The 12281-nt window shown below is 63.6% G+C and carries 12 protein-coding genes and 2 pseudogenes; 12 read left to right on the forward strand and 2 right to left on the reverse strand.

The genetic code is table 11. The features are described from left to right. Positions 1 to 63: 63 nt before the first annotated feature. Positions 64 to 1830 carry an IS1634 family transposase gene (locus AADZ78_RS14970; RefSeq protein WP_239655096.1) on the reverse strand — a complete coding sequence of 589 codons (1767 nt, stop codon included), beginning with the start codon at positions 1828 to 1830 and terminating at the stop codon, positions 64 to 66. Positions 1831 to 2498: 668 nt separating this feature from the next. On the opposite strand from AADZ78_RS14970, the gene AADZ78_RS14975 reads away from it, so the two are divergent. The 10 genes from AADZ78_RS14975 to AADZ78_RS15020 all read left to right on the forward strand — a co-directional run bounded on the left by AADZ78_RS14975 (position 2499) and on the right by AADZ78_RS15020 (position 9391). Continuing rightward, entirely contained in the window at positions 2499 to 3023 is a 525-nt protein-coding gene (locus AADZ78_RS14975; protein ID WP_085250131.1) for an OsmC family protein, read from the forward strand. A gap of 25 nt (positions 3024 to 3048) precedes the next feature. Further along, positions 3049 to 3504, forward strand: coding sequence for a cyanase (cynS, locus tag AADZ78_RS14980; RefSeq protein WP_139828653.1), 456 nt, complete (start codon positions 3049 to 3051; stop codon positions 3502 to 3504). Next, positions 3501 to 4568 carry an acyl-CoA dehydrogenase family protein gene (locus AADZ78_RS14985; protein WP_085250133.1) on the forward strand — a complete coding sequence of 356 codons (1068 nt, stop codon included), beginning with the start codon at positions 3501 to 3503 and terminating at the stop codon, positions 4566 to 4568. The genes cynS and AADZ78_RS14985 overlap by 4 nt, the downstream gene beginning before the upstream one ends. 19 nt (positions 4569 to 4587) lie before the next feature. Then, positions 4588 to 5211: an RNA polymerase sigma factor gene (locus AADZ78_RS14990; protein ID WP_085250134.1), complete on the forward strand. Its 624-nt coding sequence runs from the start codon at positions 4588 to 4590 to the stop codon at positions 5209 to 5211. Continuing rightward, on the forward strand, positions 5208 to 5477 hold the full coding sequence (locus tag AADZ78_RS14995; RefSeq protein WP_085250135.1) for a hypothetical protein: 270 nt from the start codon (positions 5208 to 5210) through the stop codon (positions 5475 to 5477). Before AADZ78_RS14990 ends, AADZ78_RS14995 begins: the two co-directional genes overlap by 4 nt. Beyond that, complete coding sequence (locus AADZ78_RS15000) at positions 5474 to 6007, forward strand: flavin reductase family protein (RefSeq protein WP_085250136.1); 534 nt, start codon at positions 5474 to 5476, stop codon at positions 6005 to 6007. Before AADZ78_RS14995 ends, AADZ78_RS15000 begins: the two co-directional genes overlap by 4 nt. A gap of 40 nt (positions 6008 to 6047) precedes the next feature. After that, positions 6048 to 6941 (forward strand): formate/nitrite transporter family protein, encoded by an 894-nt coding sequence (locus tag AADZ78_RS15005; RefSeq protein ID WP_085250137.1) that lies wholly within the window; start codon positions 6048 to 6050, stop codon positions 6939 to 6941. A gap of 174 nt (positions 6942 to 7115) precedes the next feature. Continuing rightward, a complete protein-coding gene (locus AADZ78_RS15010) occupies positions 7116 to 7997 on the forward strand; it encodes a universal stress protein (RefSeq protein WP_085250138.1) in 882 nt (293 codons plus the stop codon). A gap of 73 nt (positions 7998 to 8070) precedes the next feature. Beyond that, a complete protein-coding gene (gene fdxA, locus AADZ78_RS15015) occupies positions 8071 to 8415 on the forward strand; it encodes a ferredoxin (protein ID WP_085250139.1) in 345 nt (114 codons plus the stop codon). 76 nt (positions 8416 to 8491) lie between these two features. Continuing rightward, positions 8492 to 9391, forward strand: a complete 900-nt coding sequence (locus AADZ78_RS15020) for a universal stress protein (RefSeq protein WP_085250140.1) — start codon at positions 8492 to 8494, stop codon at positions 9389 to 9391. 80 nt (positions 9392 to 9471) lie between these two features. Here AADZ78_RS15020 and AADZ78_RS15025 read toward each other — a convergent pair whose 3' ends face one another. Beyond that, positions 9472 to 10932, reverse strand: coding sequence for an aminotransferase class I/II-fold pyridoxal phosphate-dependent enzyme (locus AADZ78_RS15025; RefSeq protein WP_085250174.1), 1461 nt, complete (start codon positions 10930 to 10932; stop codon positions 9472 to 9474). A 176-nt stretch (positions 10933 to 11108) separates the two neighbouring features. On the opposite strand from AADZ78_RS15025, the pseudogene AADZ78_RS15030 reads away from it, so the two are divergent. Together AADZ78_RS15030 and AADZ78_RS15035 are read left to right on the forward strand one after the other, a co-directional pair. After that, positions 11109 to 11675: pseudogene (locus tag AADZ78_RS15030) on the forward strand (trehalase-like domain-containing protein); the annotation flags it as partial. 128 nt (positions 11676 to 11803) lie between these two features. Then, positions 11804 to 12247, forward strand: a pseudogene (locus tag AADZ78_RS15035) (DUF1360 domain-containing protein); the annotation flags it as partial. Positions 12248 to 12281 lie beyond the last annotated feature (34 nt).

A 12281-nucleotide genomic window follows, 5' to 3' on the forward strand; every position in this document is an offset into this window, starting at 1 on the left:
ATGGGTGAGTGGATTTCTAGTTGACCTGGGGTTTTGCTGGTCTTGTTGGGGTGGTGGTTCTGGCTACGCTGCGGTTAGTGGGATCGGGGTGCCGATGAGGTCGAAGGCGCGGCGTTGATCGGGGGTGGGTTCGGCCAAGGTGGGCACCGTGGCGTTGGTGCCGTGGTAGTGAATGTCGTTGCGGGTCAGGGTCGCTAGGTGGTCGAGTAGGCCGCGGAAGCTGCGTAGCGGGTTGCCGTTGGCGTCGTGTTGGGTGGAGGCCTTGGCTTGGGCCTGCGGTGAGCGTTGCGCGGGGGCGACGGGGTTGTCGCGGGTGGGTGGGTGTTCGTCGGTGAAGGTCAGTGGCGCCCAGGCTTTGCGCAGGTGCCAGATGAGGTAGCAGGCTAGCAGGCAGATCAGTACGTGGGCGCGGACGCGCTCGTCGAGGCGGTGGTGAATGGGTCGTAGATCCAGGTCGTCGGTTTTGATGTTGCGGAAGTCGCGTTCGACGTGGGCCAGGTTCTTGTAGCTTTCTACGACCGCGGTCGGATCGAGTTCGGTGGCGGGTACCGGTGTGCGTAGCACGTAGATGCCATCGAGGGCGGCTTCGGCATCGATGGCGGCCTGGTCGCGGTGGTAGGTGAAGGTGGTGTCGGTGATCTCGCGGCGAAAGTGCTTGCCTACTTTGCGTTTGGCGATTACCCGGCCGATGGCCTCGCCGATTTTGCCCGCTCCGCGCAGGCGCCCGGATGCCACCCGGGCGGCGATGGCGGCCAGGTCGGCGTCGGTGGCGGCCAGCAGTTCGTTGCGTTTGCGGGCCCGCTCGGTGGCCAGGGCGGGGTTGCGGCAAGCGATCAACCGTTCCCCCGGGTAGTCGGGGTGGCTGATCTCGGCGAGGTCTTGGGTGTCGAACAGGCTCATTTGCAGCGGTCCCTGCTCGGCGGCCAGTGTGGCGATATCCGGGGCGCGTAGCGCCGTGATCCACCCGAAAGCCGTTGCGGTGTCGGGGCTGTCGTTGAGCTTGCGCAGCGCGTCGATGCGCGCGGAGGTGATCATGCCGCGATCGCCGACCAGCACCAGCCGGGTCAACCCGAAGCGGTCGCGGATCACCTCGACGATGTCGCTGAACGCGACCGGGTCGGCGGTGTCCCCGGGCACTACCCGTACCGCCACCGGGCGCCCGGCCGGGTCGGTGAGCACCCCGTATTCAATCTGCGGCAGGCCCTTCTTGCCGTCGCGGGAATAGCCATAGGCGGCCAGCTCACAGCACCGCCCGGTCACCCACGAGCTGGTCAGATCAAACAACGCCATCCGGCTTGGGTTCGCCTCTGGCCCAAGGTGTTTGGCGGCTAGCTTCTTCTCGATTGCGTCCTGGCGATTGGCCAACCAGTCCATCGCGGCATACACCTCATCGGTAGACGCATCTGCCACCGCCAGGTCGGGCCCCAGGGTGCAATCGGCCCATCGCGACAGCGTGGACAGTTTGGAGGCCGGGCGGATCACCCGCGAGATAATCAACCCCAGCACCAGGTCCCGAGATCGGCAGGCCGGGCCCAACAGGCCCGGAAACCCCAATCGGCGGGCCATCGCGGCGACCGCGGCCACATGCCCGTGCGGCAGCGAGCGAGTGATGGTGCACGCCGCCTCGGCGGGTACCAGTGCCTGCCCCTTCAGCGTTGCCTCGATCGCGGCGATCGCCTCCGCGGGCAGCTTGGACAGATTGGCCAGGGTCTCGTGGCGGACCTTCTTGCCCTCGCGGTAGGTGCGGCGCACCAGCACCGACTCGTAGCGGTGCACGTTGCCGGCCTTGTCCACGTACCTGCTCGGTGTTCGGGCTACATGCATTCGCATCGGCTTCACCATAACCGGATACTACCAGGCAAATTCACCAATATACGTCATCAACACGCCATATTCACTGGCTACATATCCAGGCCCCAAACCCACACAGATCCCAGCTCAACCGCCAAATTCGCCATCTCACCCGACGCAACTTCGGGCTAACAAGCCCACTGCCCGAACCGGGCGCCAGCCGTCCGACGCCATTTTTGGCCCGTGGTGTAGATCACTCACGTCTGGCCGTCACAAAACGGGACGAGCCGTGCACTAAGGCGACGAAGCATCGCGGATTCGTAGCCAAAGAATCTCGCGGTCCATACCTGAGCGGCGAAAGGGGGTGAATCCTTGTCCCACGAACTTCTCTTCTCCGAGATCGCCACGAGCTCGACCTTTGCCTTCTTCCGAGCTGACAGTGCCGAGTGAACAGAGTGCTCATAGCAACGCAGTGGGCATAGCCCGCACGCCATCGGCGCCTGCCGGTGGTGTGCGGGCTTTCGTATGCCCGCCGGTGGCAACATATTTCGGCGTTGAGCCAGCGCCGGGGCCATTTCCCCGACCCGAGCGTCGCCATTGTCATGTTTCGATCATGTAAATCAATTTCTCGCGCCGTCACGTTTCGGTACCTACCGAGCACTAACGCCTGGAACACCGTCGCTTTTTTGCAGATTCGGAGGAAATTCATGACGGACGTGCTTGTTATCGACGCTGAGGGCCTGGATCGGCTGTCGTGCACCGCCAAAGCCGACCCCAGCAGTGGCAAGAAAACCCTGAAGGCCAAGACGGTTTGTGAGGCCGGGTTCCGCAACATGACTTACGTGCGCGACCTGGCACCGATGCTGGTCGGCGAACCGCCCGCATTATTGGGTGATGACTCAGCTCCCAACCCTTCGGAAACAACGCTGGCCGCTTTGGGTTCGTGCATCTCGGTCGGCCTGCTGGCCAACGCCACGCATCGTGGTGTGACCCTCACCAAGATTGAGGTCGAGATGGAGGGTGACATCGACATTTCCGCCGTGTGGGGGGTTGGCGACACCCCGGATGGCAAGGTCCTCGGCTTCACCGCGGTCCGCTGCAACGTGACCCTCGCCGGGGACGCCGACGACGCAACACTCAAGGAGATCCACGACAACGCGATCGCGTGGTCGCCCGTGGTGAACACATTCCGCCGCCCGGCAACGGTCGACTCGACCCTGTCCATCGGCTAGGCAACCCGACGTGACGCCAACCAGGATGCACCTCGCTGAGGTCATCAAACTCGCGCGGCTGGAAAAGGGACTCAGCTGGGCGAAGATCGCGGAAGCCATCGGCAAGGACAAGGTGTGGACCGTTTCCGCACTACTTGGCCAGCATCCGCTCACGGCCAACGATGCCAAGACTGTCACGGCCCTGCTCGACCTCGGTGACGATGCCGTCACCGCGTTGCAGCTGGTCCCCAACCGCGGAAGTAATCCATCGGTACTGGCGGATCCGACGATCTACCGATTTCATGAGGCGCTCTCGGTCTACGGGCCGGCGCTCAAGGAGCTGATCAATGAGGAATTCGGCGACGGGATCATGAGCGCGATCAACTTCCGGATGAGTGTCGAACGTCGCACGGATCCGCATGGCGATCGGGTGATTGTCACCTTCGACGGCAAGTTTCTCGACTACACATGGAACAACACTGAACAGGAGGTGTCGCCGTGACCGCGACGATCGATGCCGCGATCGGCCTGCTCGATTCCGAGCTACTGGCAGACATTCGTGCCCATGCCGGCGCGTTGGACCGTGGCGAGCTCACCAGCCGCCGCAGCTTTGCCGCTCTTGGTGCTGCCGGCCTGCTCGGGGTGGGCGCCCCGGGTAACGCCGACGGCAGGTTGCAGCAGATGGCCGAAGTGATCCGGCTAATCTCTGGGGAATGCATGAGCACCGGTTTCTCGGTATGGGCCAACCGGATGACGATCGAGTACTTACTCACGGCGGCAACACCACTTGGCGAGGTCGCCGCCAAACCCCTGTTGGCGGGGACCACGCTGGGAGTCACCGGCATGGCCGCCGCATTCAAGGACGCCGCCGGCTGCGGCAGCCTGGAGCTCACGGCCGCACGGGTCGCCGGCGGCTACCAGCTGAGTGGTTCCATCAGGTGGGCCAGCAACCTATACCAGGATTCGGTCATGGTCACCGCGGCACGCACCGAGCGTGGCGACAAATTGATCGTGGCGCTGCCGTTGAACACCCCGGGTATCACCGTGGGTGATCACTTCAAACTGTTGGCGATGGACAGCACGGCCTCGTCGTATCTGGAACTGAAGGACGCCTACATCGCTGATGCGCAGGTGTTGACTAGTGACTTCGATGGGTTTATCGACGCCGTTCGTCCCACTTTCCTGGTCCTGCAAGCGGCCATGTGCATCGGGCTGGCCCGAACCACGTTGATACAGGCCAAGATTGGGCTGACCGGAGTCAACTCGGTGTTCGCTCCCGATGTCGAGTTGATCGCGGGCAAGGTGGCGTTGGCGGAGACAACCTTGGCCAGCCTGGCCGGGGCTGTCGGTGGGCCGCGTCCGCCGAGCAAGAGGGAATTGCTGTCACTGCGGCTTACTGCAGCCGAGATCGCCAGCGCCAGCGCGGCATTGGAGATCCGTACCGCGGGCGGCAAGGGTTACGCGAGCAAAACGCCGGCCAGCCGGCGATACCGGGAGGCGGCGTTCATTCCCGTCCAGTCGCCGTCCGAGGCCCAATTGCGTTGGGAACTAGGCGGGTGCCCCTGAGTGACGGGCCGGGTCAACGATGACCCCGGTCTCGGTTCCTCCCGAGTCCGCAGCCGAGCTCACGGTCGGCGGTATTCCGCTGGCCAGCTTGGTGCGCGACTACCACCGGCCGATGGTGAATTTTGCCTGCACAATGGTGAATTCACCGACGGTGGCCGAAGAAGCTGTGCAAGAGGCATGGCTGCAGGTGCTCAAGTCATCGGGCTCGTTCGAGGGTCGTTCCTCGGTGGCAACCTGGTTGTTCGGGATCGTCAAGATCACCGCATCGCGGCATCGGCGCCGGGAGTCGCGGATCCGCGAGCACGAGGTGCTGGCCACCGTGGATACAGATGCAGCTGACCCGCTGTCCGGCCGCATGCATCCTGCCGGCCATCACGATGCCGGACACTGGAGTGTCCCGCCGTCGAGGCGGTTCCTGCCGGAGGACCAAACCGTGGCACAGGAGTTGGTCGGGGTCGTGCGCGCAGCGCTGGATGCGCTGCCGGTGCGGCAACGACAGCTGATCATCCTCCGTGACCTCGTCGGCACGTCCGCCGAAGAGGCGGCCGAAATTCTTGAACTCTCCGCCGAAGCGCAGCGCGCTCTGCTGTATCGCGCTCGAGGAAACCTTCGAAACGAATTGGAAAAGCGGTATCAACGATGACCGTCTACGACAACACAGTTCCCGCGATCGACTGCGTCGACTTCGTTCGACTCGTCGACGATCTTGTCGACTCCGATCCGCAGCAGTGGGGCCCGATCGTGGCCAGACACCTCGAAGAGTGCCCTCCCTGCCTGATCTATCTGCAGCAGATACTCGACCTCAAGATCCTGCTCAACCACGTTTTCGACGGGGAGAAGCTCACTGATGAGCACATTGCGGGGGTCATCAACGCGATCAATACCCTCAGGAAAGGCCACGATCGATGAATGCTCCTGAAGACCAGATGTGGACGATCGGCGGACCCGTCGATGCAGTAGCGATGCGCCACACCATGGCCGCCTTCCCGTCCGGTGTCACCATCTTGACGACGCGATTGGGGGAGCGGTCGGTCGGCATGACCATCAGCTCGTTCGCCTCGGTGTCCATCTGCCCGCCGCTGCTGCTGCAATGCGTCGCGCGCGGTGCGGGCAGCCTTCCGGCGTTCCGCATCGGTGGTTCAGTGGCCGTCAACATCCTGGCACGTGACCAGGCCCACCTGGCTCACCGATTTGCGAGCAAGGTCGAGAACCGTTTCGAAGGAGTCGAATTCGACACCGACGACAATGGCTGCCCAGTTCTTGCTGGCGCCGCTGCTTCCGTAAGTGGTTTCATAGACCGGATTTACGATGCCGGAGATCACGTCATCCTGCTAATTCGCGCCTGTGTGGTTCGTCGGGATGAGACGCTGCCGCTGCTCTACTACGCGGGACGGATGCACGACTGGATGGACACTGTCGGTTCGATGGTGGCTTCGTAAGCCGCGCAGAGCTTTCCGCGCTTCGCCGAAGGGACAAATCATGTCGCTGCCCGCCGCGGCTCAACGATGCCTTGAAGAGCCGCCAGTCATCGACCCCGTCATCGAGGATCCGTTTGAGCCGCTCAGCGTCCAAGCCATGGTGTGCCGTATCGCCGACATGGCGATCCAGAAAGCCGCGCACCCGTGGGCATTTCTGACGCGCTCGGTGGTTGGCGGTGCGATGGTGGGATTCGGGACGCTGCTGTCCTTGGTTGTGAGCACAGGGGTGAGCACACCCGGAATCGCCAGCCTGCTGATGGGCCTGGCGTTCGGTATGTCGTTCGTGCTCATCCTGGTCTCGGGGATGTCGCTGATCACTGCGGACATGGCTGCCGGATTCCTCGCAGTCATTCAGGCCCGCATGAGCTGGGCCGGCTACTTGCGGCTGCTCGTCGTCGGTCTAACCGGAAATCTTGTTGGCGTCCTGACGTTTGTCACGGTGTCGGCTGCTGCCGGCGGCCCGTACCTGGGTGTGTTCGCCGGGCGAGCCGCAGCCGTGGGCGTCGAGAAAACCGGCCAACCCTTCTGGACCGCGTTCTTGCTGGCGGTGTTGTGCACGTGGTTCCTGCAAACGGCCATGTGCTTGTACTACAAGGCTCGCAGCGATGTCGCGCGGATGGGATTCGCATTCTATGGTCCGTGCGCGTTCGTCATGAGCGGAACTCAGCACGTGGTGGCCAACGTCGGATTTCTTGCTCTTCCCATGTTGCTCAGCGCATTTCACGCTTCAGCACCACACACCGCGATTGGTTGGGGATTGGGGAGTCACGGATTGCTCACGAATATTTGCGTCACTGGCGCTGGCAATCTCGTCGGCGGCACTCTCTTCGTGGCCGTGCCGTTTTACGTCATCGGACGCCTTCAGCCGCAGGGGATAGCCGGCGCCGCGACATAGCCACCCGTCGTTACTACCGTCGTCAAGAAACGCAACCGGTATAGCACGATGAGCGTAGGGCCATTGGACTCTAACCGCGGTCGTCAAACGTCCCTACCGAGCAGGTAGCGACGTCTTGTAGCGTTAGTCGACAGCCGTGGAGTGCCACCAAGGGGTTGATGCAGGGAGCGGGAAATGGCAGATACGACAACAAAATACGGAATCGTGGTCGGCATTGACGGGTCGCAAGAATCCGACGCCGCCGTAGCCTGGGCAACCCGTGAAGCCGTCATGCGCCGAGTGCCCCTCACCCTGCTGCACGCGGTTGCCCCCGTGATTGTCGGTTGGCCGGTGGGCCGCCTCTACGCGGACATGCCCGAGTGGCAGAAAGACGCCGCACAGCAGGTCATCAAGCAGGCCCGCGAGGCGCTCACCGGCAGCCTCGGTGAATCCGAGCCGCCGGAAGTGCGCACCGAGACGGTGTATTCCGACCTCGTCCCGACGCTCATTGAGGCATCGAAGCAAGCCTCGATGATCGTCGTGGGTAGCCAGGGGATGGGCGCTCTAGGTCGGATGCTGCTGGGCTCGGTGAGCACGGCGCTGATTCATCATGCGCACGGCCCGGTGGCGGTGATTCATTCCGGTGAAGGGGCGGCTCGAGACTCCACCGCACCCGTGCTCGTGGGCATCGACGGATCGCCGGCGTCAGATGCCGCGACGGCGTTGGCATTTGACGAAGCTTCCCGCCGCGGCGTAGATCTTGTGGCACTGCACGCCTGGAGTGACGTCGGCGTGTTTCCGGTTCTCGGGATGGACTGGCGCGACCGTGAGAGTCAAGGTGAGGAAGTCCTCGCGGAACGCCTGGCGGGCTGGCAGGAGCAGTATCCGGATGTTCATGTGCGGCGATCGCTGGTGTGTGACCGGCCCGCCCACTGGCTGCTTGAGGCGTGTGAAGCTGCCCAACTCGTCGTGGTCGGCAGTCGCGGCCGCGGCGGATTCCCCGCCATGCTGCTGGGTTCGGTCAGTTCTGCCGTGGCTCACTCGGCGAAGATTCCCGTGATCGTGGTCCGGCCCTAGGAGGTCTTTGGTCCCGTCGGATAAGGCCTTTCGATAGGCGCGTTGGCCGGCAGCGGTTTTATAGCTTGACATCATGACCTATGTGATCGGCAAGGAGTGCGTGGACGTAGCCGAAAAGTCTTGCGTGCAGGAGTGTCCCGTTGACTGCATCTACGAAGGTGCCCGAACGATGTACATCAACCCCGATGAGTGCGTTGACTGCGGCGCTTGCAAGCCCGCATGCCGTGCCGAGGCGATCTACTGGGAGGGGGATCTGCCCGACGACCAGCGCCAGCACCTGGACGACAATGCAGCATTCTTCCGCCAGACTCTGCCGGGCCGAGACGTCCCCCTCGGCTCGCCGGGCGGCGCCGCCGGTGTGGGCCGAGTCGGTGTCGATACACCCTTGGTCGCAGCCATGCCTGCACGCGACTCGTGACTAGCCGGCCGATGCATTGCAGAGTAAGTCGCTCAGTGGGCTAATTGAGGTTAGGTATGACGTAGGGAGAAACGAAATGCCTGCAACCGACACGACCTCCACGAAACAGTACGGCGTTGTCGTCGGCGTCGATGGCTCACCCGCATCGAACGCCGCCGTGAGTTGGGCGGCCCGTGACGCGGCAATGAGAAACATTCCGTTGACGGTGGTCCATGTGGTGAACACCGACGTGGCGACGTGGCCGCCAATGCCGTACCCGGGTACGTGGGCGGTTTGGCAGGAAGATGAGGGGCGCAAGGTCATCGCCGCTGCGGTCAAGATTGCCGAAGAGGCCGTCGCGCCGGACCACACGCTCACCATTAATAGCGAGATCGTGTTTTCAATCCCCGTGCCCACCATGGTTGAAATGTCCGCCGAGGCCGAGCTGATGGTCGTGGGCAGCTCTGGTCACGGAGCGATAGCCCGGGTTTTGCTCGGTTCGGTCAGTTCGAGTGTGGTACGGCGCGCAAATTGTCCGGTGGCGGTTATCCACGACGAAGATCCGTTGATGCCGCATCCGCAGCACGCTCCGGTGCTGGTGGGTATCGATGGGTCGCCGACCTCGGAGCTCGCGACGGCCGTGGCCTTCGACGAGGCGTCGCGCCGCGGTGTCGAGCTGATCGCTTTGCACGCGTGGAGCGACCTCGACTTGGTCGAACTGCCGGGGTTGGATTGGACGGCGGTTAAGGACGAAGCTGAGCGCAGTCTCGCCGAGCGTCTGGCGGGCTGGCAGGAACGCTACCCGGACGTGACCGTGTGCCGAGTGGTCGTTTGCGATCGGCCGGCGCGACAGCTTGTCCAACGGTCGGAATCCGCTCAGCTGGTCGTCGTGGGCACGCACGGCCGCGGCGGTCTCACCGGGATACTCCTCGGTTCGGTGAGCAACGCGGTCGTGCACTCCGTCCGGATGCCCGTGATCGTCGCGCGACCTTCCTGAGCTCCTTGGGCTAGCGCGAGCAGACACAAAATCGCCCCGGAACGCGCGATCCAGGGCGATTTTGTGTCTGCTCGCGCCGGTTAGGCGACCACGCGGAATTGTTGTGCCGTCGGATCGGCGGGATCGGGCAGCGTCATGCCCGCCTCGACACCCGATCGCAGGTAGTCGATGACGCCGTCGTTGAGGCGTTCACCGGGCACAACCGCCGGAATGCCGGGTGGATAGGGGGTGATCTGTTCGGCGGCGATGCGGCCGACGGCATCCGCTGCGGGAACCAGTTCGCTTGGTGCGAAGAACGCGTCGCGGGGCAGTTGGACCGTTTCAAGTTGCAGTTGAGCTGGCGACGGCAGCTGTATCGACGGCGGCCGCTCGAATTCTCGTGCGGCCACGCGCCATCGCGTCATCGCATCCACGAGTCGGTCCGCGGTGCGCTTGTCGTCGGCGAACGACATTGTCGCCAGGATGCGACAGTGATCGCTGAGGCCGAGGTCGATTTGGCAGTTTTCCCGAAGCCAGTCTGCGGCCTGGTATCCCGATGTTCCGGTTGCCGAGATGTCCATCAATACCTGAGTCGTGTCCAGGTCACAGGACGCTTCCTTGCCGAGCAACTCCTCCTCAAGGACCATTACGTCGGCGAGCTCGGCCAGACACGACCGCAGATAGCCGGCCAGCTCCAGCTCGGCAGTCAGCAGATCGTGGCCCTGCTCGACCATCTGGCGTCGCCAACCGTCCAGGGCGGCATAAACCATCACGTTGGGGCTGGTGGTCATCAGCAGATCGGCGCACGATGACAGCCGCATGGGATCGACAAGATTCCCCTGCAGGTGGAAGACGGATCCTTGCTCGAATCCGGCTCCCATCTTGTGCACGCTGACCACACAGACGTCGGCGCCCGCGTCCATCGCCCAGGTCGGCAGATCTTCGTGGAACGGTAGGTGCGCCCCCCAGGCCTCGTCGACGATCAGCGGCTTGTTCCGCTCGTGGCAGACGTCGGCGATGGCCGCGATGTCGGCGCAGGTGCCATACGGGCTCGGACTCACAATCAGTGCTCCGGCCGCGTCGGGGTGCTGGTCCCACGCGGCCCGAACCTGGTCTGGCGACGGTGGGTGCGAGAAGTGGCGCTGGCTGTCCCATCTCGGCGTAATCCACAGGGGGAGCACCCCGGAGAAGATCAGGCCGGCGACGATCGATTTGTGGCTATCTCGAGCGACGAGGAGACCGCCCCGGTCGCCGCCTGCCACGGCCAGCATCGCTGCCTTTACCGACAGCGAGCTGCCGCACGTGGAGAAAAATGCGGTGTTTGCGCGGACCGCATCAGCCATCAATTCCTCTGCCCGCGCGAGGTATCTACCGCGAGACAACCGATCGTCAAGCCCGCCGGTGGCTAGCACGTCATTGCGAAACGGATCTTTGCCCAGGATGGCCAGGACGCGGTCGTCGGCGCCAGCACCCTGGCGATGACCCGGCGGTGAGAAGCCGTATCGGTTGTTGCGATGGTAGTCGAGCAACGCGTCCAGCAGCGGCGCCTGCGACTGATCCATGATGAATCGAGTACCCGCGGACCACGGGCCGCAATCCGGCGTTTGCCGCACAGTATCGCGGGTATCAACCCCGGTATGGTCGACCAGCCCGCAAGCACCGCTTGGTGCCATCGACCACACCGATCTCAGCGCGACCCCTCCTACGAGTCGTAAATCCGTTCTGCGTGAAAGGCGAGATGGACGAGCGACGACTACTCGCGGAACGCTATCCGCCACAAGTACTTCGGCAATACGCCCTACTGGCGGACGGAGAACGCGGCGTGGTCGTCGGGCCGCGGGGTGACTACTGCTGGATGTGCTTGCCACGCTGGCACAGTGGCGCGGTGTTCAATTCGCTGCTTGGTGGCCCCGGCGTATACGCAGTCGCTCCACATCGACCCCGTTTCGTATGGGGGGGAAACTACGAACGGCGGTCGCTGATTTGGCGTTCGCGTTGGGTCACCACCGAAGGGATCGTCGAGTGCCGCGAGGCCCTGGCATTGCCTGGCGACTCGGGCACTGCGGTGTTGCTGCGGCGCATCCACGCTATCGACGGACAACCGCAGTTGCGGGTCGCGCTTGACGTACGCGCCGAGTTCGGCGCCTACGCAATGTCGAAAATTGCGCTCGCGGACGGGGTGTGGACCGGGAGATCTGGCCCATGCCGATTCCGGTGGACGGGGGCAGCTTCCGCCAAACTGGGCCACGACGGTTCGCTGCAGGCGGTGCTGGACGCAGTTCCCGGACGGGACCACGACCTGGTTCTCGAGCTTTCCGACAAAGAACTAGATGGAGATGTCATACGCGCCGAGGACGCGTGGCATGTCACTGAAAGTGCTTGGGCGCAAGCGGTTCCAGCATGCGCGGACAGCCTCGCCGACGTCGACGCCGAGGGTATGTGGTTGTCCTGGCTGTCTATTGCGTGCTGGTGGCTATCGCCGCGGCGGTGGCAGTGGTTACCGGACGCCGACTGCCGAAACGGTGGCCGGTGCAGGACTTGGTCACCGTTGCGCTGGGCACCCATAAGTTGTCGCGAACCTTGACTAAGGATGCGGTGACGAGCCCGTTGCGAGCGCCGTTTGCACACTATTCGGGCACCGCCGGCCCAGCCGAGGTGACCGAAGAATCCCGGCAGACAGGCCAGTTGCGGCACAGCTTGGGGGAGATGTTGACATGCCCATTCTGTCTCGATATGTGGGTGGCCACGATGTTTGCCATCGGGTTGATCTACGCGCCCCGGTTAACGCGTCTGATCGCGGGCACCTTCACCGCATTGGCGGGCGCCGACTTTCTTCACCTTGGCTATGCGATGGCGCAGCGGTCGGCGCAGGGATGAGCTAGCGCACCGCGAAACGTGTTGAGAACACGCG

The sequence above is a fragment of the Mycobacterium riyadhense genome, assembly GCF_963853645.1.
Lineage (GTDB): Bacteria > Actinomycetota > Actinomycetes > Mycobacteriales > Mycobacteriaceae > Mycobacterium > Mycobacterium riyadhense.